The sequence below is a fragment of the Nonomuraea sp. NPDC005650 genome (genome assembly GCF_040605375.1).
In the GTDB taxonomy this organism is placed as follows: Bacteria; Actinomycetota; Actinomycetes; order Streptosporangiales; family Streptosporangiaceae; genus Nonomuraea.
The window spans coordinates 22,647-49,231 of sequence record NZ_JBEXCR010000009.1 but is presented as its reverse complement, the minus strand read 5'-3'; the positions used below and the strand labels follow the sequence as shown (position 1 = coordinate 49,231).

Annotated in this window: 25 protein-coding genes; 12 read left to right on the top strand and 13 right to left on the bottom strand. The window is 70.8% G+C overall.

Annotated features, from left to right (window positions below; all coding sequences use genetic code 11):
* Positions 1 to 3 precede the first annotated feature (3 nt).
* The gene (locus tag ABZS69_RS17045) at positions 4 to 1,758 is read left to right on the top strand and encodes a gamma-glutamyltransferase family protein (protein ID WP_355373398.1); all 1,755 of its coding nucleotides are present in this window, start codon (positions 4 to 6) and stop codon (positions 1,756 to 1,758) included.
* On the top strand, positions 1,755 to 2,495 hold the full coding sequence (locus ABZS69_RS17040; protein WP_355372653.1) for a sulfite exporter TauE/SafE family protein: 741 nt from the start codon (positions 1,755 to 1,757) through the stop codon (positions 2,493 to 2,495). The genes ABZS69_RS17045 and ABZS69_RS17040 overlap by 4 nt, the downstream gene beginning before the upstream one ends.
* A gap of 9 nt (positions 2,496 to 2,504) precedes the next feature.
* Here ABZS69_RS17040 and ABZS69_RS17035 read toward each other — a convergent pair whose 3' ends face one another.
* From ABZS69_RS17035 to ABZS69_RS17025, 3 genes are all read right to left on the bottom strand, one after another.
* The gene (locus ABZS69_RS17035) at positions 2,505 to 3,590 is read right to left on the bottom strand and encodes a glutamate--cysteine ligase (protein WP_355372650.1); all 1,086 of its coding nucleotides are present in this window, start codon (positions 3,588 to 3,590) and stop codon (positions 2,505 to 2,507) included.
* 89 nt (positions 3,591 to 3,679) lie between these two features.
* The gene (locus tag ABZS69_RS17030) at positions 3,680 to 4,330 is read right to left on the bottom strand and encodes a M15 family metallopeptidase (RefSeq protein WP_355372647.1); all 651 of its coding nucleotides are present in this window, start codon (positions 4,328 to 4,330) and stop codon (positions 3,680 to 3,682) included.
* Between the two features lie 12 nt (positions 4,331 to 4,342).
* On the bottom strand, positions 4,343 to 5,491 hold the full coding sequence (locus ABZS69_RS17025; protein WP_355372644.1) for an ROK family transcriptional regulator: 1,149 nt from the start codon (positions 5,489 to 5,491) through the stop codon (positions 4,343 to 4,345).
* Between the two features lie 137 nt (positions 5,492 to 5,628).
* On the opposite strand from ABZS69_RS17025, the gene ABZS69_RS17020 reads away from it, so the two are divergent.
* The 4 genes from ABZS69_RS17020 (at position 5,629) to ABZS69_RS17005 (ending at position 10,322) form a co-directional block, all read left to right on the top strand.
* On the top strand, positions 5,629 to 6,954 hold the full coding sequence (locus ABZS69_RS17020; protein WP_355372642.1) for an extracellular solute-binding protein: 1,326 nt from the start codon (positions 5,629 to 5,631) through the stop codon (positions 6,952 to 6,954).
* 5 nt (positions 6,955 to 6,959) lie between these two features.
* Complete coding sequence (locus tag ABZS69_RS17015) at positions 6,960 to 7,964, top strand: sugar ABC transporter permease (RefSeq protein ID WP_355372640.1); 1,005 nt, start codon at positions 6,960 to 6,962, stop codon at positions 7,962 to 7,964.
* Positions 7,961 to 8,815: a carbohydrate ABC transporter permease gene (locus ABZS69_RS17010; protein WP_355372638.1), complete on the top strand. Its 855-nt coding sequence runs from the start codon at positions 7,961 to 7,963 to the stop codon at positions 8,813 to 8,815. The genes ABZS69_RS17015 and ABZS69_RS17010 overlap by 4 nt, the downstream gene beginning before the upstream one ends.
* A gap of 67 nt (positions 8,816 to 8,882) precedes the next feature.
* On the top strand, positions 8,883 to 10,322 hold the full coding sequence (locus ABZS69_RS17005; RefSeq protein WP_355372635.1) for a glycoside hydrolase family 3 protein: 1,440 nt from the start codon (positions 8,883 to 8,885) through the stop codon (positions 10,320 to 10,322).
* A gap of 59 nt (positions 10,323 to 10,381) precedes the next feature.
* On the opposite strand, the gene ABZS69_RS17000 is transcribed toward ABZS69_RS17005, so the two are convergent.
* The gene (locus tag ABZS69_RS17000; RefSeq protein ID WP_355372632.1) at positions 10,382 to 11,563 is read right to left on the bottom strand and encodes an ROK family transcriptional regulator; all 1,182 of its coding nucleotides are present in this window, start codon (positions 11,561 to 11,563) and stop codon (positions 10,382 to 10,384) included.
* A gap of 152 nt (positions 11,564 to 11,715) precedes the next feature.
* Between ABZS69_RS17000 and ABZS69_RS16995 the strand changes: the two genes are divergently transcribed.
* From ABZS69_RS16995 to ABZS69_RS16985, 3 genes are all read left to right on the top strand, one after another.
* Positions 11,716 to 12,540, top strand: coding sequence for a tRNA(His) guanylyltransferase Thg1 family protein (locus ABZS69_RS16995; RefSeq protein ID WP_355372630.1), 825 nt, complete (start codon positions 11,716 to 11,718; stop codon positions 12,538 to 12,540).
* Positions 12,537 to 12,953 carry a hypothetical protein gene (locus ABZS69_RS16990; protein WP_355372627.1) on the top strand — a complete coding sequence of 139 codons (417 nt, stop codon included), beginning with the start codon at positions 12,537 to 12,539 and terminating at the stop codon, positions 12,951 to 12,953. The genes ABZS69_RS16995 and ABZS69_RS16990 overlap by 4 nt, the downstream gene beginning before the upstream one ends.
* 125 nt (positions 12,954 to 13,078) lie before the next feature.
* Positions 13,079 to 13,528 (top strand): Rrf2 family transcriptional regulator, encoded by a 450-nt coding sequence (locus ABZS69_RS16985; protein WP_355372624.1) that lies wholly within the window; start codon positions 13,079 to 13,081, stop codon positions 13,526 to 13,528.
* Here the strand turns inward: ABZS69_RS16985 and ABZS69_RS16980 are convergent, their stop codons facing one another.
* From ABZS69_RS16980 to ABZS69_RS16970, 3 genes are all read right to left on the bottom strand, one after another.
* Positions 13,529 to 15,433, bottom strand: a complete 1,905-nt coding sequence (locus tag ABZS69_RS16980) for a serine/threonine-protein kinase (protein ID WP_355372621.1) — start codon at positions 15,431 to 15,433, stop codon at positions 13,529 to 13,531.
* Positions 15,430 to 17,370: a serine/threonine-protein kinase gene (locus ABZS69_RS16975; RefSeq protein WP_355372619.1), complete on the bottom strand. Its 1,941-nt coding sequence runs from the start codon at positions 17,368 to 17,370 to the stop codon at positions 15,430 to 15,432. The genes ABZS69_RS16980 and ABZS69_RS16975 overlap by 4 nt, the downstream gene beginning before the upstream one ends.
* Before the next feature lie 82 nt (positions 17,371 to 17,452).
* A complete protein-coding gene (locus tag ABZS69_RS16970) occupies positions 17,453 to 17,740 on the bottom strand; it encodes a hypothetical protein (RefSeq protein WP_355372616.1) in 288 nt (95 codons plus the stop codon).
* A gap of 21 nt (positions 17,741 to 17,761) precedes the next feature.
* Here ABZS69_RS16970 and ABZS69_RS16965 point away from each other — a divergent pair, with 21 nt between their 5' ends.
* Together ABZS69_RS16965 and ABZS69_RS16960 are read left to right on the top strand one after the other, a co-directional pair.
* Positions 17,762 to 18,358 carry a TetR/AcrR family transcriptional regulator gene (locus ABZS69_RS16965; RefSeq protein WP_355372613.1) on the top strand — a complete coding sequence of 199 codons (597 nt, stop codon included), beginning with the start codon at positions 17,762 to 17,764 and terminating at the stop codon, positions 18,356 to 18,358.
* 9 nt (positions 18,359 to 18,367) lie between these two features.
* Positions 18,368 to 19,147: a DNA-formamidopyrimidine glycosylase family protein gene (locus tag ABZS69_RS16960; RefSeq protein ID WP_355372611.1), complete on the top strand. Its 780-nt coding sequence runs from the start codon at positions 18,368 to 18,370 to the stop codon at positions 19,145 to 19,147.
* Here ABZS69_RS16960 and ABZS69_RS16955 read toward each other — a convergent pair.
* From ABZS69_RS16955 to ABZS69_RS16930, 6 genes are all read right to left on the bottom strand, one after another.
* A complete protein-coding gene (locus ABZS69_RS16955) occupies positions 19,144 to 19,500 on the bottom strand; it encodes a helix-turn-helix transcriptional regulator (protein WP_355372608.1) in 357 nt (118 codons plus the stop codon). The two genes, ABZS69_RS16960 and ABZS69_RS16955, sit on opposite strands and share 4 nt — an antisense overlap.
* Before the next feature lie 277 nt (positions 19,501 to 19,777).
* Positions 19,778 to 20,269, bottom strand: coding sequence for a nicotinamide-nucleotide amidohydrolase family protein (locus ABZS69_RS16950; RefSeq protein ID WP_355372605.1), 492 nt, complete (start codon positions 20,267 to 20,269; stop codon positions 19,778 to 19,780).
* Positions 20,270 to 20,272: 3 nt separating this feature from the next.
* Positions 20,273 to 20,845 (bottom strand): CDP-diacylglycerol--glycerol-3-phosphate 3-phosphatidyltransferase, encoded by a 573-nt coding sequence (gene pgsA / locus ABZS69_RS16945; protein WP_355372602.1) that lies wholly within the window; start codon positions 20,843 to 20,845, stop codon positions 20,273 to 20,275.
* Positions 20,842 to 22,251 carry a 30S ribosomal protein S12 methylthiotransferase RimO gene (gene rimO, locus ABZS69_RS16940; RefSeq protein ID WP_355372599.1) on the bottom strand — a complete coding sequence of 470 codons (1,410 nt, stop codon included), beginning with the start codon at positions 22,249 to 22,251 and terminating at the stop codon, positions 20,842 to 20,844. The genes pgsA and rimO overlap by 4 nt, the downstream gene beginning before the upstream one ends.
* Before the next feature lie 60 nt (positions 22,252 to 22,311).
* Positions 22,312 to 23,067, bottom strand: a complete 756-nt coding sequence (locus tag ABZS69_RS16935; protein ID WP_355372596.1) for a RodZ domain-containing protein — start codon at positions 23,065 to 23,067, stop codon at positions 22,312 to 22,314.
* 94 nt (positions 23,068 to 23,161) lie between these two features.
* Positions 23,162 to 25,663 carry a DNA translocase FtsK 4TM domain-containing protein gene (locus ABZS69_RS16930; RefSeq protein WP_355372593.1) on the bottom strand — a complete coding sequence of 834 codons (2,502 nt, stop codon included), beginning with the start codon at positions 25,661 to 25,663 and terminating at the stop codon, positions 23,162 to 23,164.
* 146 nt (positions 25,664 to 25,809) lie between these two features.
* Here ABZS69_RS16930 and ABZS69_RS16925 point away from each other — a divergent pair, with 146 nt between their 5' ends.
* A complete protein-coding gene (locus ABZS69_RS16925; protein ID WP_355372590.1) occupies positions 25,810 to 26,478 on the top strand; it encodes a tyrosine-protein phosphatase in 669 nt (222 codons plus the stop codon).
* The last annotated feature ends 107 nt before the right edge of the window (positions 26,479 to 26,585 follow it).

Below are 26,585 nucleotides of genomic sequence, written 5' to 3'. Positions count from 1 at the left end.
GGCATGGTCGCCAGCACGCACTGGCTGGCCTCGGCCACCGGCATGGGCGTACTGGAGCGCGGCGGGAACGCCTTCGACGCGGCGGTGGCCGCCGGGTTCGTGCTCCAGGTCGCCGAGCCGCACCTGAACGGCCCCGGCGGCGAGGTGCCGATCCTGCTGTGGAGCGAGGACGAGCAGAACGTGTCCGTGGTGTGCGGGCAGGGCGTCGCCCCGGCCGCCGCCACCATCGAGCGCTTCACCGAGCTGGGCCTGGACATCGTGCCCGGCACGGGGCTGCTGGCGGCCACCGTGCCGGGGGCGTTCGGCGGCTGGATGCTCATGCTGGAGCGCTGGGGCACCTGGTCGCTGGCCGACGTGCTGGCGCCCGCGATCCACTACGCCGAGCACGGGGTGCCGGTCCTGGAGCGCGTCGCGGCCACGATCGAGTCCGTCCAGGGGCTGTTCACCGACGACTGGCCGACGTCGGCGGCGACCTGGCTGCCCGGCGGGAACGTTCCCCCAGCCGGGTCGAAGCTGGCCAACCCGGTGCTGGCCGCCACGTACCGGCGGGTGGTCGCCGAGGCCGAGGCCGCGTCCAGCACCCGCGAGGGACAGCTGGCCGCCGCCCGCCGCGCCTGGTACGAGGGGTTCGTGGCCGAGGCGATCGCCGAGTTCTGCGCCAAGACGGCCTGGCGGGACAGCAGCGGTGCGGCGCACGGCGGGCTGCTCACCGGCGACGACCTGGCCGGGTGGTCCGCCTCGGTCGAGGCGCCGCTCGCCTTCGACTACCACGGCCACACCGTCTACAAGACGCGGCCGTGGGGCCAGGGGCCGGTGTTCCTGCAGCAGCTCGCCCTGCTGCAAGGCTTCGACCTGGACGGGACGGACTTCCTCGGCGCCGACTACGTGCACACGGTGACCGAGGCCGCCAAGCTCGCCTTCGCCGACCGCGAGGCCTGGTACGGCGACACCGACGTGCCCGTGTCCGACCTGCTCAGCGAGGCCTACAACGCCGAGCGGCGCAAGCTCATCGGCGCGGAGGCCAGCCTCGAGCTGCGGCCCGGCTCCCCTGGCGGCCGCGCGCCCAGGCTGCCCGACTTCCCCGCGCCCGGCACGGCCAGCGACGCCCCCGGCGTCTCCGGCGCGCGCGCCCCGCAGGGCGTCGGCGAGCCGACCGTGGCCCGCGACGGCTCGGTGAAGGGTGACACCTGCCACCTCGACGTCGTCGACCGGCACGGCAACATGGTCTCCGCCACCCCCAGCGGCGGCTGGCTGCAGAGCTCCCCCACGATCCCCGAGCTGGGCTTCTGCCTGGGCACCAGGGCGCAGATGTTCTGGCTGCAGGACGGGCTGCCCGCCTCGCTGCGCCCGGGTACGCGTCCGCGCACCACGCTGACGCCGTCGTTCGCGCTCAGGGACGGCAGGCCATGGCTGGCATTCGGCACGCCGGGCGGCGACCAGCAGGACCAGTGGAGCCTGAACTTCTTCCTCGCGGTCGTCCACGGCGGGCTGAACCTGCAGGAGGCGATCGACGCCCCCATGTTCCACTCCGAGCACTTCCCCAGCTCGTTCTTCCCGCGCGGCTCCCGCCCCGGCGTGCTGCACGTCGAGGACCGCGTGGACGCGGGCGTGATAGCGGAGCTGCGGCGGCGTGGGCACGAGGTCGAGGTGCAGGGCCCGTGGACGCTCGGCAGGCTCAGCGCCGTCGCCCGTGACGGCGGGTTCCTCAAGGCCGCGGCCAACCCGCGCGGCGCACAGGGCTACGCAGTCGGCCGATGACGGATCTGCTCTTCATGCTGGGCGCCGGCCTGCTGGCCGGTGTGGTGAACGCGCTGGCGGGCGGCGGGACGCTCATCTCGTTCCCCGCGCTGCTGGCGCTGGGTTATCCGAGTCTGACCGCGTCCGTGACCAACGCGGTGGCGCTGTGGCCCGGCTATCTGGGCGGCGTGCTCGGCTACCGGGCCGAGCTGCGCGGCCAGCGGCGCCGGGCCGCGGCCCTGTCGATCACGACCGTGCTGGGCGCGGGCGTGGGCAGCGCGTTGCTGCTGCTCACGCCCGGCCGGCTGTTCGAGTCGCTGGTGCCGTGGCTGGTGGCCTTCGCCAGCCTGGCGCTGCTGGCCCAGCCGTGGCTGCGCAAGCTCTTCGGCGGTGAGGCCGACGGGCCGCCCAGCAAGATGGTGTACGCCGGGGTGTTCCTCGGCGGCTGTTACGGCGCCTACTTCAACGGAGGCATGGGCGTACTGCTCCTGACGGTGCTCGGCATGTTCCTGCACGACAACCTGCATCGGGTGAACGCCGTTCGGGCCACGCTCGCGCTGGTGATCAGCTCGGTGTCGGTCGTGGCGTTCTCCCTGTTCGGTCCCGTGCAGTGGCAGGCCGTGGCGGTGATCGCGCCGGCCAGCCTGGCCGGCGGGTTCCTGGGCACGCGCCTGGCCAAGCTCATGTCGGCCAAGGTTCTGCGCGGCGTCGTTGTCGCGTTCGGCCTGGGCGTGGCCGTGGCGCTCGCTCTGCGTTGAGCGATGTGGCTACGCGACGGTGGCCTCGATGAGGTCGTCCACCACGTCGGCCAGGTCGTTGCCCCTGGCGTGGACCCGGCGCTGGCGCATGGCTCCCGAGCCCTTGCTCAGCAGCCGGTCCAGCCCCTCCTGGACGAACGTCAGGTCGCCGGCCGCCGCCAGCGCCGGGCGTACGTGCTCCAGGAGGCGGTCCGCCATCACCGGCGCGGGCACGAGGGCGCCGTGCCGCACGTCCATGCTGTCGCCCATCAGGCCGTAGCGTGCCGCGCGCCAGTAGGCGGCGCGCAGCACCTCGGCCGGGATCGGCAACCCCCGGTCACCCCGCTTCACCGCGGCCAGCGCGGTCACGACCAGCGCGCGGATGAGCCCGATCAGGGTGAGACTGTCGCTCACGTCGAGCGGCACGTCGGCCACCCTGATCTCGACCGTGGGCAGCCGGGACGACGGCCGGGCGTCCCAGTACACCGTCTTGGCGTCGAGCAGCACACCCGATTCCGTCAGCGCGCGCACCGCCAGCTCGTAGTCGCCGAACGACGGGAAGTACGGCGGCGCGCCGGACACCGGCCAGCGACCCCAGCTGATCACCCGCCAGGACGCGTAGCCGGTGTCGCGGCCCACGAAGAACGGCGAGTTGGCGGCCAGCGCGATCAGCGTGGGCAGCCAGGGACGCAGGTGGTTGCCGACGTAGACGGCGTGCTCCTCGTCGGGCACGTCCACGTGCACGTGCAGGGCGCAGATGCTGATCTCGTCGTGAAGCGCTCGATAGAGCGTCCTCCCTTCGTGATATCGATCGTCGTCGGCGAGCGGCGGCAGCATGACGTTCCCCAGCACGGGGATGCCGCTCGCGACGACCGCCAGTCCGCACGAACGGGCGGCGGACGCCACCTCCTGCCGCGCGGAACGCAGTTGCGAGCCGAGCTCGCTGAGGTAGGCGGAGGGCGGCGTGCGCGCCTCCACCTGGAACCTGGTGATTTCTTGCACCACGTCGAGGACATCCGTCGCCGCGGCCAGGACATCGGCCGCTCGGGGAGCCACGTGGCGGGTGCGGGGATCGACTACGAGGTATTCCTCTTCGATCCCGATCAACGGAACCATGCCCACACCTCGCTGGGAGTCCAAAACCCTCCGACTGAAGGTTGTGCCCTGCCCGCGCCCCGGGGAAAACCCGTCAAGCAAACGATTGCTTAGATGGGCCCGTAGTGGGCGTGGGGAAATCCCGTGGACATGGCCCAGTAACGGTCGCCGTAGGACCAGTGCCACCACTCGGTGGGGTAGTTGACCAGGCCCACGGGCTCCAGAGCGGCGGCGAGGAGCTTGCGGTGGGAGCGGGCGTCGGCGGAGATATTGGGCGCGCCCGTATAGCAGGCGCCGTCGCTCTGCTCCGGGTTGTCGTTGACCTGGGTGCCCATGTCGTACTCGACGCCGTCGGGGTCGCACAGGGTCAGGTCCACGGCCGCGCCGGCGGTGTGGGGGGCGACTTCAACCGGAGACACATACCGGCTCGCCGCAATATATGACTCGTCGGGGGAGATTTCGGGGAATGTGGTGTGGAGCTCCGCACGGTACGTGTCGAAGATCTGCCGCTGGGTGGCGATGGGCCGGTAGCCCTCGACGACGAGCAGGTGGAACCCGTCGGGCAGCGAGCGCTCGGCCCGCTCCAGCCGGTCGAGCAGGCCGGAGCGCAGGTGCGCGTACGCGCCCTCGTCATCCGCCAGCCGCGGGTCCAGGCGCAGCCGCCCGCGGACGTCGGCCAGCGGTTCGCCGCTTTCCCGCACGGGGATCGCGGTCACCCGGGGGTCGGAGATGAGCACGACATCGTCTGGGGACTGCCACATGAGCAGAAATTCTCACACAGTATCGGAGAAGACCTGCTCCCGGGCCTGCTCCAGGGCGGCAACCAGAGCACCGCGCAGCACGGGGTTGCCCGCCACCCGGGTCGTCACCACGGTGGGCCGGCTGGGGCAGATGCGGGCCACCGCCTCCTGCACCTTGGCGGCCAGCCGCGCGCCGCCCGCGCGGCCGACGTCGCCGCTGAGCACGATCAGCCCGGGGTCGAGCACGACGGTCACCGCCGCCGCGCCCACGGCCAGCCGCCCGGCCACCTCGTCCAGGTAGCCCTCGTCGCCGCCGCGCACCAGGTCGGGCACCGTCCTGCCGGTCACGCCGTGCCGGTCGGCCAGGCCACGCAGCGCGTCGTGGCCCACCAGGCGCTGGAACGAGCCCGACTGCGGCTCCGAGACGTCCGTCGGCAGCGGCTCGCCGGGGACCGGCAGCCAGCCGATCTCGCCCGCTCCCCCGCTGAGGCCCCGGTGCAGCCTGCCGCCCAGCATGACGCCGAGGCCCTGGCCGACGCCGGCCCAGATCACCACGAAGTCGTCGTGGCCGACGGCGGCGCCGTGCTTGTGCTCGGCGAGCGCGACCAGGTTGACGTCGTTCTCGATGGTGACGGACGCGCCCAGCGTCTCGCGCAGGCTGGCCAGCACGCCGACGTGCCAGGCCGGCAGGTCGTACGACCAGCGCACGTCGCCCGTGTCCGGATCGACCACGCCCCTGGTGCCGATGACGAACGAGCGCAGCCGCGACAGGCTGACGTTCGCCGTGTCGCAGGCGCGCTGCACCGCCTCGTGGACCGCCTTGACCGGGTCGCGGCCGTCGCACGGGTTGAGCGTGATCTCGACGACCGTCCTGCCTGTGATGTCCGCCACAGCGACCCTGAGGCTGTCGGGCAGAACCTCCAACCCGGCGACGTACGCGCTGGAGGGGACCACGGCGTACAGGGCGGCGTGCGGCCCCCTGCCCCCGGCACGCTCCCCCGCGACCTCGACCAGCCCTCGCTCCTCCAGGCGGGCCAGCAGCTGACCTGCGGTTACCTTGGAGAGCCCGGTCCGTTCCCCCAGCTCGGCCCGGGTGAGCGGACCGTCCACCAGAAGGAGCTCGAGTGCCGCGCGATCGTTCAACCTGCGCAGCAGCCGGGGGACTCCCGGGCTTCGACTCATTACCGCACCCCTCTCGTCACGAATGGCTAACGGGCGTTTCTTTTAAGAAAGTTTCTTGTTAGTTTAGCAGCGTTGTTCGACATTTGACGATCAGCCTGGTGCGGACCGTGGGCCGGCACCCGGGAAGGGAGAACCCTGTGAGGATCGCGAAGATCACAGCCGCTACGGTCAGCACGGCCGCGCTGGCTCTGGGTCTGGCCGCCTGTGGCTCGAGCGAGACCCCCTCGTCCTCACCCAGCGCCGCCGCACCCGCAAGCAGCGGCCCCAAGTACGCCGGCAAGACGCTGACGTTCTGGCGCCTCGGGGACACCAACCCCGCCGCCCAGAAGTACACCGACGAGTTGGTCGCCGAGTTCGAGAAGGAGACCGGCGCCAAGGTGAACGTCGAGTGGATCCCCTGGCCGCAGGTCAACGACAAGTTCACGGCCGCGGCCGCCGGCGGCGCCGGGCCCGACGTGACAGAGATCGGCAACGACCAGGTCCCGCTGTGGCAGAGCCAGGAGGCCCTGGAGCCGATCACCGACATCGTGGCCGCCGGCGACCAGGCCCAGATCCCCAAGAACCTCATGGGGCTGGAGACCATCGACGGCGAGACCTACGCCGTGCCGTGGGGCGGCGGCAGCCGGGCGGTGCTCTACCGCGCCGACTGGTTCAAGGAGCTCAAGATCGAGATCCCCAAGACCTGGGACGAACTCGTGGCCGCGGCCAAGAAGATCCAGGCCAAGAAGGGCAAGGACGTCGACGGCTTCGCCTTCAACGGCGGCTCCGACGCCAACCACCTGCTCGGCGCCCTCGCCTGGACCGCCGGCGGCGACTACGCCGTCAAGGAGGGCGACAAGTGGGTCGGCAAGCTGACCGACCCCGGCTTCAAGGCGGGCTTCGCGCAGTACACCGGCCTGGTCACCGACGGCCTGTCCAGCAAGTCGCGGCTCAACCAGAACACCACCGAGATCCGCACCAGGATGGCCAACAACAAGGTGGGCATGTACCTCACCGCGTCGTGGGACCTGCCGGGGATCGAGGAGGACAGCAAGGGCAAACTCAAGGGTGACAAGCTGGCCTTCTTCCCGCTCCCTGCGAAGGACGGCGGCGAGGCGCAGTCGTTCCTGGGCGGCAACGACATCGCCGTCTGGGGCACCGCGAAGGAGAAGGAAGCGGCCAAGGAGTTCGTGAAGCTGGCCTCCGGCAAGCAGTGGGGCGTCAAGTACGCCACCGACGGCGGCCTGCTCCCCGTCTACCCCGAGGCCCTCGCCGCTCTGTCCAGCGACCCGGCGCAGGCGCCGTTCGCCGCCGCCTTCGCCAAGGCCAAGGCCTTCCCCGCCGACCCGCAGTGGACGGAGGCCAACGAGACCAAGGCGGTGCTGCAGAACGCGGCCCGCAAGGTCATCGAGGGCAAGGCGAGCGCGGATGACGCGCTGGCCGCGGCCAACAAGGAACTCGAAGACATCCTCAACGCCTCCTGAGACCTATGACGAACACGTCAACGCTCTCCCGGGGCGGAGGCAACACCTCCCCCCCGGGACGGCGCCGCTCACACCGTCCACCGCGCGCCAGCGGGCTACCCGCCTGGTCCATCCCCTACGTCCTGCTGATCCCGGGACTGCTGGTCATCGGGGCGCTGCTCCTGTGGCCCCTGATCCAGATGGTGATCATCTCCTTCCAGAAGGTGGGCCTCGTCCAGATCTCGGGCAAGAAGCCCGCCACCTGGGTCGGGCTCGAGAACTTCACCAAGGTCTTCGAGAACGACATCTTCTGGTCCTCGCTGCGCAACACCCTCGTGTTCGCGGTGATCGCGGTGCCGCTCACGCTGATCCTCGGCACCGCCGTCGGCGTCCTGCTGCACCGGCTCGGCAAGAAGATGTCGCTGTTCGTCATCATCGGCATCATGTTCGCCTGGGCAGTCCCGCCGGTGGCGCAGGGCATGATCTGGCGCTCGCTGTTCGACGCCGAGGCCGGCATCGTCAACTGGGCGCTCAACCTGCTGCCCGACGGGCTCTCCAACGCCCTGTTCGGACGGGCCGACTGGACCGGTGTGCCGTGGCTCAACGACGCCTGGTCCATCTACATGGCGCTGATCGTCTGCGTCGTCTGGGCGGGCTTCCCGTTCATCGCGGTCTCGGTGCTGGCCGGCCTCAAGGGCATCCCGGCCGAGCTGTACGAGGCGGCCAAGGTGGACGGCTCCGGCGCCTGGCGCACGTTCAGGAAGATCACCTTCCCGCTGCTCAAGCCGGTGTTCGCGGTGCTGACCGTGCTCTCGATCATCTGGGACTTCAAGGTCTTCTCCCAGCTGTACGTGCTGGCCGGCACCACCAACCGGGAGGCCTACAACCTGTCGATGTACGCGGTGACCGAGGCGTTCAAGGCCCCGCCGAAGATGGGATCGGGCGCGGCCATCGCGGTGGTCCTGACCGTGATCCTGCTCATCGTCACCGCGGCCTACATCCGCCAGATGTTCAAGCAGGAGGAGCTGTGAAGAGCCCGCAGGCCCGCAGGCGCCTGGGCAAGGCCACGCTCAACGCGGCAGGCGCGCTGGTCTTCCTGGTCGCCGTCTTCCCCGTCTATTGGATGGTCTCCACCGGCTTCAAGGCGAACGACCAGATCTTCACCACCGAATTCATCCCGTTCCCCACGCACTTCACCTTCGAGCACGTCACGCGGGTGCTCACCGACGGCGTGGCCGGGCACTCGATCTGGCTCTACATGCGCAACAGCGCCATCGTCGCGCTCGGGACGGTGCTGATCGGCGCGGTCTTCGCGCTGCTGTCGGCCACCGCCGTGGCCCGGTTCCGGTTCAAGGGCCGCACGCCGTTCCTGGCCCTGCTGCTCGTCGCGCAGATGATCCCGGCCGAGGCGCTGCTCATCCCGCTGTTCCTCGGCGTCAAGCGGCTGGGCCTCTATGACCAGTTGCTCGGTCTGATCGTGACGCAGGTCGCGCTGACGCTGCCGTTCGGGATCTGGATGCTGCGCACGTTCGTGGCCGCCGTGCCCAAGTCGCTGGAGGAGGCGGCCTGGATCGACGGGGCGAGCCGGTTCACCACCTTCTGGAAGGTGCTCTTCCCACTGGTGGCCCCGGGGCTGGTCGCGACCAGCATCTTCTCGTTCATCACCGCGTGGAACGAGCTGATCATGGCGCTGTACCTGATCAACGACCCGTTGAAATACACGATGCCCGTCGCCCTGCAGTACTTCTTCGGGCAGAAGGGCACCGACTGGGGCGCCATCATGGCCAGCTCCACGATGATGACCGTCCCGGTCGTCATCTTCTTCCTTCTCGTACAACGCCGCATGGTCTCCGGCCTGGTCGCCGGGGCCGTGAAGGGCTGACATCCGCAGGGGCGAATGCCTTATTCGACCCTGCTCATTTTCTGGGCCCGAAAACAGATGAGGAGCCATGAGTCAGAGTGATCGGGGGCTGCGCCGTCTCGCGGCCGGCACGCTGCTCGTCGCCTTCCAGGGCACCGTGGCGCCCGCATGGGTGCTGCGCGAGCTGGAGCAGGGTCTGGGCGGCGTCACGCTCTTCGGCTTCAACGTGGCCGACCCCGGCCAGGTACGCGACCTGACCACCGCGCTGCGGGGCGCCGGTGAGCCCGTCATCTCGCTGGACGAGGAGGGCGGCGACGTGACGCGGCTGGCGTACCACGTCGGCAGCCCGTACCCGGGGAACGCGGCGCTCGGCGCGGTGGACGACGTCGAGCTGACCCGCCGGGTCTACCGCGCGATCGGCTCGGAACTGGCCGCCTGCGGCATCAACCTGGACATGGCGCCCAGCGCCGACGTCAACACCGAGGCCGACAACCCGGTGATCGGCACCAGGTCGTTCGGGCCCGACCCGGAGCTGGTCGCCAGGCACACGGTGGCGGCTGTGGAGGGCCTGCAGTCGGTGAACGTGGCCGCCTGCGTCAAGCACTTCCCCGGCCACGGCGCGACCCGGGTGGACTCCCACCTGGCGATCCCGGTCGTGGACGTGGACCTCGACGTGCTGCGGAAGCGGGAGCTGGCGCCGTTCCGCGCGGCGGTCGGCGCGGGGGCCAGGTCGGTGATGACCGCGCACGTCGCGGTGCCGGCGGTGACGGGCCAGACGCCGGCCACGCTGTCCAGCGCCGCGCTCACCGGGCTCCTCAGGGGCGAGCTCGGCTACGACGGCGTGGTCATCACCGACGCGCTCGACATGCAGGCGATCACCAGGAGCGTGGGCCTGGCCGGCGGCGCGGTGCTGACGCTCGCGGCCGGGGCCGACCTGCTGTGCCTCGGGCCGCTGCCGACCTACGACGACGTCCAGGCCATCATCGCGGAGATCGTCTCCGCGGTGCGCGAGGGTCGCCTCCAGCTTTCCCGGCTGGAGGAGGCGGCGGCGCGGGTGACGGCGCTGCGGGCGTGGTTCGGGGCGCCCGCGTCCGTCGCCGCCGAGCAGAACGTGGTCGGCCTGCACGCCGCGCGCCGCGCCGTGCGGCTGACCGGAGCGACGGAGCCCCTGGTCGAGCCCCTGGTGATCGAGGTGGACACCCCGCCGACGATCGCCGTGGGCGACGTGCCGTGGGGCGTGGGCCCGTGGCTGCCGGACGCGGAGATCGTCCGGCTCAAGCCCGCGGCCGCCGACGTCCCCGACCTGCTGGCCAAGGCCGTGAACCGGTCCCTGGTCGTGGTGGTCAAGGACGCGCACCGCCACCAGGCGAGCCAGGACCTGGTCTCCGCGCTGGTGGCGGCCCGCCCGGACGCGACGGTGATCGAGATGGGGCTACCCGTGTGGCGCCCCGAGAGCGCCGCCTACATCGCGACGTACGGGGCCGCCAGGGCCAACGCCCAGGCCGCGATCGAGCTGCTCACGGCCTGAGGCGCCGGCCTAAGGCGCCGGCAGCTCCTCGCGGGCCCGGTCGAGGGGCCGCGCACGGCCTAAGGCGCCAGCAGCTCCTCGCGGGCCCGGTTGAGGGCGGCCAGCACGGCGCCGCGCAGCACCGGGTTGGCGTCGGTCACCTTCGTGGTGACGACCTGGGGGCGAACCGGGCAGATGCTGGCCACGGCCTCCTCCACCCGGGACGTGAGCGCCGATCCGCCGGCGTGGCCCACCTCGCCGCCCAGCACGACCAGGCCAGGGTCGAGGATCACGCACACGGCGGCGACGCCCAGGGCGAGCCGGTTGGCGATCTCGTCGAGCAGCGGCTCTCCCTCGGCGCCCGCCTCCATCGCGACCTTGACGCACTCGCCCGCGCTGCCGGCCGCGAACCCGTACGTCTGGGCCAGCTCCGCCACCGCCTCGGCGCTGACCAGCGACTGCAGGCCGCCCGCCAGCGACGGCAGCCGCCCGGGCTCGGTGCGGATGTCCTCGGGCAGCGGCACGCCGGGCACCGGCAGGTAGCCGATCTCGCCCGCGCTGCCGGAACGGCCACGGTGCAGCTTGCCGCCGAGCATGATCGCCAGGCCCAGGCCGCGGCTCGACCACAGCAGGACGAAGTCGTCGAGCCCCTTGGCCGCCCCGTCGGCGCGCTCGGCGATGGCGGCGAGGTTGACGTCGTTCTCGATGGTCACCTCGCGCCGCAGGTCGCCGGCCAGGGCCTCGTGGATGCCCTCGTGCCAGCCCGGCAGGTCGAACGAGAAGCGCACGTCGCCGCTGCGCGGATCGACCACGCCGGGCGTGCCGATGACGACCCCGCGCAGCTTCGACAGGCTGATCTTGGCGCTGCGGCAGGCCTTGACGATCGCGCCGTGGACCGCCGAGACGGGGTCGCCGTGGCCGCCGGGGTCGACCGTGACCTCGGCGATCGTGTGGCCGTGGATGTCGGCGACCGCGGTGGAGATCAGCTCGGGGCCGACCTCCAGGCCGGCCACGTACGCGCTGGAGGGGATCACGGAGTAGAGGGCCGCGTTGGGCCCCCGCCCCCCGGCCTGGGCGCCGACCACCTCGACCAGGCCGCGCTCCTCCAGCCTGGCCAGCGTCTGCGAGGCCGTGACCTTGGACAGGCCGGTCAGATCGCCGATCTGGCCGCGGGTCATGGGGCCTGTGGCGAGCAACAGGTCCAGCGCGGCCCGGTCGTTGATCTCCCTGAGCAGTCTGGGCACACCAGGGCGTCGCTCCACGCTGAATTCCGCCGTCTCATGAGAACCGCTGTTATCGAAAAGGTTGTTGGAAGTTTAGCGCTCTCACCATCGCGTGCATTCGGATCGCGCCCAGGCCGTAGATCAGGCCCGCGATACCCTCGCCACTCTGGACACCACAGAGGAGCCTGGAAGTGAGTGACAAGACCGCTCTCGGCGACCGCATGAAGGCGTACGAGGCCGCCACGAGGACGATCCTGCCGAGACGAACCCACTGCCTGGTCAGGGTGGACGGGAGAGCCTTCCACTCGTTCCTGAGGGACGCCGGCAAGCCGTTCGACGAGGCGGTGATGGCCGCCATGGACGCCGTGGCCGAGGCGCTGTGCAACGAGATGTCGGGGGCGGCGTTCGCGTTCACCCAGTCGGACGAATGCTCAGTGCTGTTGACGGACTTCGAATCGCACGGAACGCAGCCGTGGTTCGGCGGGGTGGTCCAGAAGATCGCATCCATCGCCGCGTCGACCGCGACCGTGGCGTTCAACCGCGCCTACGGCGTACGCCATGACGACGCCCACGCCACCTTCGACGCCCGCGTGTTCACCATCCCCGACCCGGTCGAGGTCGCGAACTACTTCCTGTGGCGGCAGCGGGACTGCGTTCGCAACAGCATCACCATGGCCGCGCAGGCGAAGTTCTCCCACAAGCGACTCCACGGCGTCTCCACCGGCACCATGCAGGAGATGCTGTGGAGCGAGCACGGCATCAACTGGAACGACTACCCGGCCGGCGCGAAACGAGGGCGGGTGTGCGTCCGGCACACGGAAGAGCAGGACGTCACCTGGACCGAACGCCACACCGGGAACCAGATGACGAGCAGGGCGTTACGCTCGCGCTGGCTGTCCGAGCCGGCCCCGCACTTCACCGCCGAACCCGGCGGATGGCTGGCCGCGACGATCCCGCCGCTGCCGTCCCTCGTCGCCGAGTGGCCTGAGCCGCTCACGCCGAAGGAGAGCCGTTGACCGACTCGAAGCTGTGGATCGTGGACATCGACGGCACCGTGGCCTTGCGAGGGGCCCGAGGCCCGTACGACTGGAACCGGGTAGGCGAAGACCGGCCGAACCCTCCCGTCGTGGCGATAGTCCAGGCCCTCCTCCGAGACGGCCACCGCATCGCCTACGTGTCCGGCCGGAAAGAGCAGTGCCGCCGTCAGACCGAGAGGTGGCTCGCCCGGCACGTCGGCGGCGACCTCGAAGGACTGTGGATGCGCGGCGACCGGGACAACCGGCCCGACACGGCGGTCAAACGAGAGATCTACCAGGAGCAATTCGCCGACCAGGAGGTGTTCGGGGTGATCGACGACCGGCCGACCGTGGTGGCCATGTGGAGGAGGCTCGGCCTGACCGTGCTCCAGGTCGCCGAACGCGACTTCTGACGGACCTGCTGCGAGATCTACCAAGACGCATACTGTTGTCCGATCGCAGGTAGGGCACACCCGGCACCCTCCCAACCAGGACACGAGCGCACCAACCGCGTTCACCAGGGGGGATAATCGAGAACATGCGCCTTTCCGCTCGTGTCGACTACGCCCTCCGCGCCGCCGCCGAACTCGCCGCAGCCGGTGCAGGCCCGACTACCGTGGGCGAGCTCGCCAAGGAACAGGACATGCCGCCCAAATACCTGGAGAACATCCTGTTGCAGATGCGGCGTGCCGGGCTCGTGCGCGGGCAGCGTGGGCCTGAGGGTGGTTACGTGCTGGCCAGGCCCGCCACTGACATCTCGCTGGCCGATGTGATCAGGGCCGTGGACGGCCCGCTGGCCAACGTACGCGGTGAGCGGCCCGAGCATGTCGGCTACCGGGGGCCCGCCGAGTCGTTGCAGCAGGTGTGGATCGCGTTGCGCGCCACCGAGCGCGCCATCCTGGAGGAAGTGACGCTCGATCAGGTCGCCTCCGGGGCGCTGCCCGAGCGCGTCCGCCAGCTCGCGGCCGACCCGGCCGCCTGGGACTGATCACTTCCGGGTGAACCAGAGCACCACCCTGGCGATCTCCCTCTTGGGCCCGATGGCCAGCCGCCGCACGGTGCGGCCGGTGGCGTCCGCGAGGACCACGTCGGTGTTCTTGCCGTCGGGCACGGTGGCCAGGAAGTGGGCGTCATCGAGCCACCCGTGGTAGCCGCCGCCCGCCGGCAGCCGGGCCTCGCCCTTTCTGCCGCCGCTCTCCGCGTCCCAAAAACAGACATTTACCGAAATTTTGGGACATTTTGTGGCGAAGACTGACCCCAGCGTGGTGCCGGCCACGCCGCCCGCGTACAGCTCGCCCACCCCCGTGAACGTCCGCACCGGCCTGCCGTCGAGGTCCAGCACCCGCACGGCCCCGCCGGGCATCCCGTAGACCACGCTCCTGTCATCGGCGCCCCACCCGAACCTGACCTCGCTCCCGCCGACGACCTTGGTGACCTTGACGCTGCCCGCGACCGGGTCCACGATCGCGAAGCCCACGACGCGGTCCTGCTCGCGATCCTCGACGACGGTGGCCAGCCACCGCCGCCCGTCGGCCGACCAGCTCGGGTGGAACAGCGTGTCGGGCTTGTCGACGGTACGGACGTGCCGGTCCTGGCCGGTGGCGCGCTCGCGTATCAGGACGGTCTCGAAGTCCGGCTTGCGCAGGCGGGTGGCCGAGAGCGAGGCCACGTAGCCGCCGCCCGGCGAGACGATCGGCTCCTCGAATCCCCCGAAGTACCCGAACCTCCCGGTGACCGCGTCCCGCACATACGACGGGTAGCCGGTGCCGTCGCGCTGGTCGTGGTACGAGGACACCCAGACCGGGTCGGCCGCGTTCTCGTACAGCGTGATCCTGGTATCCGGGATCTTCGACTCCGCCGTCGAGGTGAGCGCCATCCGCCCGTCCCGCGGGGCGGGCACGGGCGCGGCGGAGGAGGCAGGGGTGCGCGCGCCGGGCGCCGGGGCGGACCGGGTGAGCAGCACGGCCGCCGTCACGGCCAGCGCGGCCGTCACGGCCCCGGCGGCGAGCCACCACCGGCGGCCGGGGCCCGGAGGTCGACCGGGGGGCGGCGTCGCGGACTGCTGACCTTCGGCCAGGAGCCGCTGCTCCGGCACGTGGTGGCCGAGCAGGCCGAGCAGCGCCCGCGCCGCGGTGGGGCGGACCTCCGGGTCCTTGGCCAGGCACCGGGCCACCAGATCCCGCAGCTCGTCGTCGAGTCCGCCCAGCCCGGGCTCGGCGTACAGGATCCGGTTGATCAGCGCGGGCACGTCGCCCGTCCCGAACGGCGGGGTGCCCGTCGCGGCGGCCACCATGGTCGCGGCCCAGGCGAACATGTCGGCCCGCGGCCCCGCCGGCCGCCCGCCGAACTGCTCGGGAGCCATGTACGGGGGCGTCCCCACCAGGTGGTCTCCCTCGGACTCCGACTCCTCCAGCGCCCTGGAGATGCCGAAGTCGATCACCCGCGGCCCGTCCCTGCTGAGCAGCACGTTGCCGGGCTTGAAGTCCCTGTGCACCACGCCCGCCTGGTGGATGGCCGACAGCGCGGTCAGCGTGCCGATGGCGAGCCTGCGCAGCTCCGCTCCGCGCAACGTGCCGCGTTCCCGGATCACCTCCGCCAGCGAGGGCCCGTCGACGAACTCGCTCACCACGTACGGGAGGCCGTCCAGCTCACCGCTGGCCAGCACCTGGGCCGTGCAGAACGCCTTGACCCGGCGCGCGTACCCGATCTCCTGCCGGAAGCGCGTCCGCGCGTCGGGGGCGTCCAGCCCGGTCCCCAGCATCTTGACCGCGACCCGCCGTCCGTCGGGTGCCTCGCCGAGGTAGACCACCCCCTGGCCGCCCTCGCCGAGCCGGCCCACGATGCGGTACCCGCCCACCTGAGCGGGGTCGCCGGCGGTCAGCGCTCTCATCATCGCGGCACGGCGGCGAACTGCAACGAGGCCTTGCGCGGGTTCACGTCGGCGAGCACGCGGACGGTCTTGCCGACCAGGTCGATGATCTTGACCTGGGCCGTGCCCTTCTTCTTGCCCGGCTCCTGCACCAGCAGGTGCGACTCGTCGAACCAGCCGAGCAGGTTGCCCTCCGAGTCGGCGAGGGGCACCGTTTTCAGCCTGTCGCCGGTAACGGCGTTCCAGACGCACAGGTCCTTGCGGCCGCCCGGGCAGACGGTGACGAACTGCTTGCCCGACGGCGAGTACCAGTCGCGGTCACGCGGCAGGCCCACCCAGTGCATCGACTTGATCACCTGGCCCGAGTCGCTGTAGAAGTCGATCCCGTTCGTCTTGCCGTCGAAGTAGGCCTTGGCGATCCTGCCGTCGGGGGTGAAGGTGAAGCTGAGCGAGGCGTTGTCGGTGAAGGCCGTCTCGACGTGCACGGCCTTCCTGGCGGCCACGTCGACCAGGACGAAGCCCACGATCCGCTGCGGCTTGCCGTTGTCGACGACCGAGAGCAGCAGCCTGCGCCCGTCGCGCGACCAGGCCGGGATCATGGTCTGCAGGGGCTTCTTGACCGTGGCGACGGTGAAGCTCTCACCCGTGGACAGCCTGGTGAACTTCACCTGGTCCATCTCGGCGTTCTGGAACTTCAGCCACGGGTTGAGCGCGACCCAGTCGCCGTCGGGCGAGACCATCGGCTCCTCCGCCATGCCGACGGCCTTGAAGGCGCCCGATCTGTCCCTGACGTAGCTGGTGTACTTGCCGGCGACCTCCAGATAGGCCGCCAGCCTGACGGGGTCCTTGGGGTTCTCGTGCAGGGTCGCGCCGACCACCGGGAGCTTGGTGTCGGTGGCGGCCTTCGCCTCCACCTTCTCCACCGGCACCTGCGTCAGCGAGGAGGTGACGGTGGGCGTGGTGCTCGGCGCGGGTGTGGCGGCGGCGACCGTCCTGACCGGCGCCGGCTCGTCGACCAGCACGTACACGGAGGCTCCGGAGACCAGCGCCCCGGCCGCGAACGCCGCGGCCAGCGCCGCCAGTCCGCGGCCCCTGCGGCTCGGCGGCCTCGTCTCCTGCCCGGCCACCGCGAGCGGCGGGACGGGGGGCGGCGGCTGCGGGACGGGCGGCGCCACCTGCCCGGTCAGGAACAACGTCTGGCCCACCAGCCGTAACAGCACCTCGCTGGCGCCGGGCCGCCGGGCCGGCTCCTTGTCCAGGCACGCCACGATCAGTCCGTGCAGCTCGCCCAGGTTGCCGGGCAGCGTGGGCGCGTCGTGGACGATCCGATCGACCGTCGCGGCCATGGAGCCGCCGTCGAACGGGGCCGCCCCTGTCGCGGCGAACACCATGGTGGCCGCCCAGGAGAACACGTCCGCGGGCGGCTCGGCCCCGGCCCCCCGCAGCCGCTCGGGCGCGGTGTAGGCGGGCACGGCGACCTTGCGGGTGGAGATGGCCGCCTCGGTCATCGCCTGCTCGAGGCCCGTGTTGATCACCCGCGGCCCGTCCGGGCCGAGCAGCACGTTGCCGGGCCGGATGTCGCCGTGCACGAGCCCAGCCTGATGGATCGCGACCAGCGCCGTGATGGTGCCGACCGCGAGCCGGTGGAGCCCCACCTCGCTCAGGCTCCCCCCGGCCTCTTCGAGCGCGGGGCCTTCGACGTATTCGCTGACGACGTACGCCTGCTCGCCCAGCAGGCCGGTGGCCAGGATCTGCGCGGTGGTGACGGCGGAGACGCCCTGCAGCCGCTCCATGGCCAGCAGGAAGGGCTCAGGCTCCATCTCCGTCGGCAGCAGCCTGACGGCCACGGGTTCGCCGGAGCGGGACCGTCCGGCGTACACGCTGGAGCTCAGGCGGCCCATCAGCCGATATCCGCCGATCTCGGCGGGGTCGCCCCCGCGTAAACCTGTGATCTCCGGCATGCCCCGGTCAGCCTTCCGCCAGGCCTACTCCTCGCCCGTCATTATGGTCTCCCTCTCCGCCCGACGCAGCCTTTCCCGATCATCAACCGCCCGCGTGAAGCGGGGGCGACTCCTTGGAACGCGCCTTGTTCGCCGCCGCCCAGAAGAGCGCGAGGGCCACCAGCTCGACGACGGCCGCCGCCAGGGGCAGCAGGCCACTTCCGCGGCTCTCCAGTACGGGCCCGCCGACCGCGCCACCGCCGGCGACCCCGACGTATACGGCGCTGCTGTTGAGCGCCAGCGCCTGCGGCCCGGCCGGGCCGGCCAGGGCGAGCAGCCGGGTCTGCGGTAACGGTCGTTTCCCCGATAGGGTAACAGTCGTAACCCCCACGACCTCAAAGGGATTTCGCCGATGGCCAGGACCGCCGACCCGCGCCGCCGGGCCGAACTGCTCGACCAGATCGTCGACTACCTGGCCGAACACGGCCTCTCGACCCTGTCGATGCGCCCGCTGGCCGAGCACCTGGGCAAGTCCACCCGCGTGCTGACCCACCACTTCTCTGACAAGGAGGCGCTGCTCTCGGCCACCATGGAGCGCCTGGACGAGCGGCACCGCGAATGGCTGCGCGCGCTGCCGGGCTGGTCGGGCCCCGACAGCGTGGGCACGATCATCCGCCGCACCTGGGACTGGCAGGCGCGGGAGGAGAACCTGCCGGTCGCCCGCCTGATCCACGAGATCGAGGGGCTGGCGGCCGGCGGCCGGCTCCCGGGGCCCGTGCCCCGGCTGCTGGCGGACCGGTCGGAGTTCGTGGCGGGCCTGCTGCGCGATCGAGGCGTCCCGGAGGCCGACGCGCTGCGGATCTCCACCCTGGCCAACTCGGCGTACACCGGGCTGCAGATCGACTTCCTCACGACCGGCGAGCGCGAACGGGCGGAGGAGGCTCTGGACCAGTTGTGCGCGCTGGTGGACGACTGGGTGGCCGCGCACGGGACGGGAACGCGTTCTTAGACTGGAGGGATGCCCGAAGGAGACGCCGTCTACCGCACGGCGGCGAAGCTGCGTGGGGCGCTGGACGGCCAGGTGCTCACCAGGTCGGACTTCCGCGTCCCCAGGCACGCCACGGCCGACCTGACCGGCCGCGCGGTCATCACCACGGTCTCCAGGGGCAAGCACCTGCTCACCCGCGTCGAAGGCGACCTGACCGTGCACACCCATCTGCGCATGGACGGGAGCTGGCAGGTCATGGCGGCGGGACGCCGGACCGCGCCGGGCGACCAGGTCAGGCTGGTGCTGGCCAACCAGCGGTGGCAGGCCGTGGGGGTCAGGCTGGGAATGGTGGATCTCGTCAGGACAGGCGAGGAGGGGCGGCTCGTCGGCCATCTGGGGCCGGATCTGCTCGGCCCGGAGTGGGACCCGGATGAGGCCGTGCGAAGGCTGCGAGCGGCACCCGACAGGACCATCGGGGAGGCGCTGCTCGATCAGCGCAACCTGGCGGGGGTCGGCACGATCTATCGCGCCGAGACCCTTTTCCTGCGCGGGATCTGGCCGTGGAAGAAGGTCGGGGAGATCGAGGATCTCGTCGGGCTCGTGTCACTGGCCCAGCGGTTGCTGGACGCGAACAAGAATCATGCGGGCACGGTGACCACAGGTGATCGCCGCCCGGCGCACCAGACGTGGGTCTACGGCAGGGCGGGGAGGCCCTGTCGCCGATGCGGCACCCGCATCAGCCGTGGGGAGATGGGGGCGCAGCCACAGGAACGGCTGATCCTGTGGTGTGCTGGCTGCCAACCGGCTTAGGCAGCCACCATGTCCTTGACTTCGGGGAACACGGAGTCGGAAATCGACCCGGGGACCGTCTCCGTAAGGGGCAGGCGTTCGCGATCGGGCACGTCGGCCAGCACAGGGGCAGCCTGGAGCTCCGCCAGCGAGAACTGGTCGGAAACCTCACGCAGCACCTGCGAAAGGGGCACTTCGAGTGCGCCGCAAATGGACGCCAGCAACTCCGACGAGGCCTCCTTCTGGCCGCGCTCGACCTCGGACAAGTAGCCGAGCGAGACACGTGCCTGGGTGGACACCTCGCGTAGCGTGCGTCCTTGCCGCACCCTCAACCGCCTCAGCACGTCGCCGAGCAGCTGACGCAGCAGAATCATCTGTCGCTCCCTCCCCGGCGCGGACGATGACTTCACCACGCCCCGCGCGATCGGATCGTGCCGCACTTTGGTCTTCTTAGCTTCGTACATACTCCTCGCCGTCATCATCGGGCGTCGCCGACCCTGGACTGCCGCTCGCGACTCTTCAGGCCCGCCGGCCGGGCGCTCGGGGTTTGCAGTTGGCTCACGGACCTCACTCACAGCTCCACCGTACCCGTATCCACCGACACCGCGTCAGACCGTGCTTGGCATGTTCGCTCGGGACGTAACACGGTAATCACCCGGAATGTTCCCCTACGTTAGCCTTCAGCACACCTGACAGTAGATCGACTGCCTCGTCCACCGTCTCTACCCTGATACGTTCGCGCGACCCGCTAAGTCTCAATTCACGCCCCCAAATCCTGCCCCCTGGCCCGCAGACGGCCGCGTACACGGTGCCGACGGGCCTGCCGTCCTGCGGCTCCGGCCCGGCCACCCCCGTCACGGCCAGCCCGTACGTGGCCCCGCACAGCCGCGCGACCCCCGCCGCCATGGCCGCGGCCACCTCAGGGTGTACGGCCCCCTCGCGGCGCAGCAGCTCCCCCGGCACCCCCAGCAGCTCGTGCTTGAGATCGGTGGCGTACGAGATGACCCCGCCCCTGAACGCCTTGGACGACCCCGAGACCGACGTGATGGCGGCCCCGATGAGCCCGCCGGTCAGCGACTCGGCCACCGCGACCGTGGCGGACCGGCCCACCAGCATCGTCAGAACCTCGGCCACGTCCGCCATCGATCACTCCCCGCGCACCTGTTTCGCGACCTTGCGCAGCCGCACCGCCCTGATGACGTAGTCGACCCCGGTGACCACGGTGACCACGAGTGCCGCCCCCATGACCACCCACCGGACGGGCCCCGGCACCCACGGCAGGAGGTAGAGCACGATCGCGGCGATCTGCAGCACGGTCTTGACCTTGCCGCCGTAGCTGGCCGGGATGACCGCGCGCCGCAGCAGCACGAACCTGAGGACCGTGATGCCGATCTCCCTGCCGAGGATCGGGATCGTGACCCACCAGGGCAGCTCGTTGAGTATGGACAGGCTCACCAGCGCCGCGCCGGTGAGCGCCTTGTCGGCGATCGGATCGGCGATCTTGCCGAAGTCGGTGATGAGGCCGTAGCGCCTGGCCAGCTCGCCGTCCAGGTGGTCGGTGATCGAGGCGACCGCGAAGACCGCGAGCGCGGCCACCCGCCAGCCCGTGCCCGGCAGGAACAGGCAGACGACGAAGAAGGGGACGAGCACCAACCGGAGGACCGTGAGGACGTTGGCGATGTTCCACGGGCTTACCACGCGGCGCTCGTCCCTTTTCATGGACTGGCCTTGATACGCGCGATCAGGTCGACCCCCTCGGAGTCGACCACGACCGCGCGCACGATCTGCCCCTTGACCAGGCCGATGCCCTGCACCGTGACGGAGCCGTCGACCTCGGGGCCCTGGTGGGCGGCCCGGCCCTCGTAGCCGCCGTCGCCCAGGTCGTCGTCGATCAGCACGTCGACCTCGGTGCCGATGCGCTCCTCCGCGCGCTGGGCGGTCAGCTCCTCGGCCAGCTCGGTGAGCACCCGCACGCGCTCGTCGACGACCTCCTGGTCGAGCTTGCCCGGCAGCCCGGCGGCCTCCGTGCCGTCCTCGTCGGAGTAGCCGAACACGCCGATCACATCGAGCCTGGCGGCCTCCAGGAAGCCCACCAGCTCGCCGAACTCCTCCTCGGTCTCGCCGGGGAAGCCCACGATGAAGTTGGAGCGCACGCCCGCCTCGGGGGCGCGCTCGCGGATGGTCTCGAGCAGCCCGAGGAAGCGCTCGGGGTCGCCGAAGCGGCGCATCCGGCGCAACACGGTGCCGCTCGCGTGCTGGAAGGACAGGTCGAAGTAGGCGGCGATCCCCTCGGTGCCCGTGATCACGTCGATCAGCCCCGGGCGCAGCTCGGCGGGCTGCAGGTAGCTGACCCGCACCCGGGAGACGCCCTCGACCGCCGCCAGCTCGGGCAGCAGCTTCTCCAGCGCCCGCAGGTCGCCGAGATCCTTGCCGTAGGAGGTGGAGTTCTCGCTGACCAGGACGAGCTCGCGCACGCCCCGGTGAGCCAGCCAGTCGGCCTCGGCCAGCAGCTCGTCGGGCCGGCGCGAGACGTAGGAGCCGCGGAAGGCCGGGATGGCGCAGAACGTGCAGCGCCGGTCGCAGCCGGAGGCCAGCTTGAGCGAGGCCACCGGGCTCTCGTCGAGGCGCTTGCGCAGCACGCGCGGGCCGCTCGCGGGCGCCAGCCCGTCGGGCAGGTCGCCGTGACCGGGGATGTTGGCCTTGGGCGCGCTGGCACGGTCCACCGGCGAGATGGGTAGCAGGGTGCGGCGGTCACGTGGCGTGTGCGGCTTGAGCGGCCGCCCGGCGAGCACGTCGTCGAGGCGGCCGCCGATCTCCGTGTAGTCGTCGAAGGAGATGACCGCGCTGGCCTCGGGCAGCGCCTCGGCCAACTCGTTGCCGTAGCGCTCGGCCATACAGCCCGCTGCGACCACCTTCGCGCCGGTGTCGGCGGCGGCCAGCAGCGTGTCGATGGAGTCTTTCTTGGCCGAGTCGATGAAGCCACACGTGTTGACGACGACGACATCGGGGTCGTCGTCGCCCAGCTGCCAACCGGCAGCCTCAAGTCGCGCGGCCAGCTCCTCGGAGTCGACCTCGTTGCGGGCGCAGCCCAGAGTGATCAGCGATGCGGTTCGGCGGGATGACATGGTGAACACTACGGTATCGGGAGTTGGCCACCACCCGATGCACCGGCTCCCGCCAGATGACTATCGCGCGGCTGTTTTGGGCGGCCCGAACGAGCGCCGCACCAGCTCCCCCCTGCCCGCGTCCAGCTTCACTTTCTTGCCGTTGACCTGGAGCGTAACGGCCGACGCGTCCGCTAGCAGCACGTTGACCTTGTCTTCCGCGCTCCACGTGTCGGACTTTCCGGCCTTCAGCGTCCCCGAGAACAGCTTGCGCCCCATGGCGTCGTGAGCCTGGACGTACGACGACCGCTTCGCCTTGATCTCGACGGTCACCATGCGTTTGACCGCCTTGGCCGCCGCGGCGTTGGGCTGCTCGATGGGCATGTTCGGCGGGACCTTGGGCCGGGCCGAGGCCACCTGCACGTCGGCCGTCCGCACCTGGTCGCTCGCGCCGCCCAGCACCCGCATCATGCCGAAGACGACCACGATCGCCAGCGCGACCCCGAGTGCCATCGTCCAGTTCGGCCCCCGCCGCTCCGGAACGTTGATCTTCTTGTCGGCCTGGAACACGGCCGAGGCCGCGACCGGCCTGGGCGCCCCGCCGTGCTGCTGGTCGTAGAGATGGACGGTGGCCTCCGGGTCGAGCCCCACCGCCTTCGCCACCGCTTTGACGTGCCCCCTGGTGTAGAAGTCGCCATTGCACTGGCTGCCATCATCCTGCTCCAGGCCATGGATGATCGCCTCGCGGATCCTGGTCGCCGCGCTGACCTGCTCGACGGTCAGCCCGGCCGTTTGCCTGGCCGCCGCCAGCATGGCCCCGATGCTCTGCTCCTGCACAACGAACGCCTCCCCCACGGCACCTGCATCTGCCTACCACTATGGGTAGTGGTTTATATTCAACCAGTTACTACCCGGCAGGCACGCATTGGGGTCATTCGCCACGCAGGTCGGCGAGCAAACCCGGTAGATCGTCCGGTTTGACCATCACCTCGCGGGCCTTGGATCCCTCGCTCGGGCCGACCACGTTGCGGCTCTCCAGCAGGTCCATCAGCCGCCCGGCCTTGGCGAACCCGACCCGCAGCTTGCGCTGCAGCATCGAGGTCGAGCCGAACTGGGTGGTCACGATCAGCTCGGCGGCCTGGATCAGCAGGTCGAGGTCGTCGCCGATGTCCTCGTCGATCTCCCGCTTGACCGGCGCGGCGGACACGTCCTCGCGGTATTCGACCTGCATCTGCGTCTTGCAGTGGCCGACGATCTCGGCGATCTCCTTCTCGGAGACGAACGCGTTCTGGATGCGGATGGGCTTGCTCGCGCCCATCGGCAGGAACAGCGCGTCACCCTGGCCGACCAGCTTGTCGGCGCCCGGCTGGTCGAGGATGACCCGCGAGTCGGTCAGGCTCGACACCGCGAACGCGAGCCTGGACGGCACGTTCGCCTTGATCAGGCCGGTGACGACGTCGACGGAGGGCCGCTGGGTGGCGATCACGAGGTGGATGCCGGCCGCGCGGGCGAGCTGCGTGATGCGCACGATCGAGTCCTCGACGTCGCGCGGGGCGACCATCATGAGGTCGGCCAGCTCGTCCACGATCACCAGCAGGTACGGGTACGGCTGGTAGACCCGCTCGCTCCCGGGCGGTGGCTGCAGCTTGCCCGCCCGCACGGCCTTGTTGAACTCGTCGACGTGCCTGAACCCCGACGCCGCCAGGTCGTCGTAGCGCCGGTCCATCTCGCCCACGACCCATTCGAGGGCTTCGGCGGCCTTCTTCGGGCTGGTGATGATCGGCGTGATCAGGTGGGGGATGCCCTCGTACACGCTGAGCTCGACCCGCTTCGGGTCGACCAGCACCATGCGCACCTCGTCGGGCGTGGCCCGCATCAGGATGCTGGTGATCAGCCCGTTCACGCAGACCGACTTACCGGCGCCGGTGGCGCCCGCGATGAGCAGGTGGGGCATCTTGGCGAGGTTCGCGACGATGGTGCGGCCCTCGACGTCCTTGCCCAGGCCGACGATCATCGGGTGGTGGTCGGCCTGCGCCACCTGCGCGCGCAGCACGTCGCCCAGGGCCACCAGGTCCTTATCGGCGTTCGGGATCTCGACCCCGATCGCCGACTTGCCCGGGATGGGCGACAGGATCCGGACGTCGGCGGACTTGACGGCGTAGGCGATGTTCTTGGTGAGCGCCGTGACCTTCTCCACCTTGACCGCGGGCCCGAGCTCGATCTCGTAACGGGTCACCGTCGGGCCACGGGTGAACCCGATCACCTGCGCGTCGATGGTGAACTGCTCCAGCACGCTGGTCAGCGCGTTGACCACGGTGGTGTTGGCCTTGGTCTGCGGCTTGGGCGCCGTGCCCTGCTTGAGGAACTGCAGGTCGGGCAGGCTGTACGGGCCCGCCTGCGGCGACAGCACGAGCTGCTCCACCTTGCGGGGCGCGGGCGTCGGCTGGGGCGGCTCAGGCCGCTTCTCGGCCTCGGGAGCGGGCGTCTCCTCCTCGTCCGTCAGACCGGGCACGATCTCGGGCGAGTGCTCGGGCCGCTTGTCGTTCTTGTCCGACAGGACCGGCGTGTCGTACGGCTTGACCGAGTCGGGCCCCTCCTCGGCGGACTTCTTCGAGGTCCTGACCCGCTTCTTGCCCGGCTGCCGCGACTCGGGCTCGGCGTGCCGTTCGAAGAGCATGTGCTTGAGCTCGGTCAGCCGCTCCGGGATCCGGTGCACCGGGGTGGCGGTGATCACCAGCACCCCGAACCCGGACAGGAGCAGCAGCAGCGGGATCGTGATCCACGGCGGCAGGATGCTCATCGGCGGCGCCGACACGATGAACCCGATCATGCCCCCGGCCTGCGACACCTTGTCCATGCCCTGGCCCTCGCCGGCCGGGTAGGGGGTGTCGTTGGCCACGTGGATGACGCCGAGGACGCCGACCATCAGCGCGGCCCATCCGATCACCATGCGCCCGGTGTCGGCGTTCTGGTCGGGGTGGCGCAGGTAGCGCCAGGCCAGCAGCCCGAACAGCAGCGGCAGCGCCCACGCCAGCGAGCCGAACACGGCGTGCACGGTCGTGTTCACCACGCCCGAGACCGCCCCGTCGGCGTTGCGCCACGTCATGGCGGCCAGCACGATCGCGCCGGCGAGCACCGTCAGGCCCACCCCGTCGCGCCGGTGCGCGGGATCGAGCTCGCGGGCGTTCTTGCCCAGCGCGCGGGCCGTGCTGCCGATGCCGTTGGCGAGCAGCATCCACAGCCCGACGATCAGCTTGCCTATCATCGTGAAGACCCAGCTGATCGGGTCCTGGTGGGTCATCGAAGGCTTGCGTCCGGAGGCCGCCCTGGGACGCCCCGTCGACGAGGCCCCGCGCTTGGCGGGGGTCGAGCGAGACGAGGTCGACCGCTTCGCCGGCCCCTTCGATGCGCTTTTCGGCGTACGGGTGGCCATGATGCCAAAGGTACGTCGGAGACACCGTGGATCGCGCGTAGGCTCGCCGAGGACCTCGCCAAACGGGCACGAAGATCCCGGGAAGATTCACCCGATGTCCACATAAAAGCCGCGCACCCGCAGACAACTCCTTCCTGAATGGTCCTATGCCTCTCCTCAACTTCCGGGACGTCGCGACGGAGACCGCGCTGCGCCCGGGTGTGCTCTACCGCTCCGCGCAGCCGCACACGCTCACGGCCGACGACGCGAAGCTGGTGGCCGGGCTGCGGCTCATCGCCGACCTGCGCGGCGACAACGAGCGGGCCCCCGGGGACTGGGCGCCCGTCCTCGGCGGCGCCGTCCGGCACGCGCTGCTCGGCGCGGGCTCCTCCGACGCCTCACCCGCCCAGCTCGCGGCGCTGCCGCCCGACCTGACCCTCGGCGACCTGTACGTCGGACTCCTGCGGTATCGGACGACCTGGTTCGCCGGCGTCGTCGCGGAGATCGCCGACGGCCTGCCCGCCCTCGTCCACTGCGCCGCCGGCAAGGACCGCACCGGCATCGTCGTCGCGCTGATCCTCGACCTGCTCGGCGTGGACCACGAGGCCATCGTCCGCGACTACGCGCTCACCGCGAAGGCGCTGCCCGACGTCATGCTCATGCTCGGCATGACGCCGTCGCGGGACGCGCCCGCCGCGCTCCTGGAGGCGCCGGAGAGCGCGATGCGGACGTTCCTGGCCACGCTGGGCGAGCTCGGCGGCGCGGAGCGGCTCCTGCTGGCCAACGGGCTCACCAGGGCGCACGCAGACCGCCTCAGGGCCGCCCTCGTCCCCTGAACGCGTCGACCGCGTCGGTCGAGCCCGCCTTCTTCACAACAGGAGGTATCAGCCGCACCATTCTGCCACTCTGAGAGTCACCGGACTGCCACATCGAGTGATGTTCT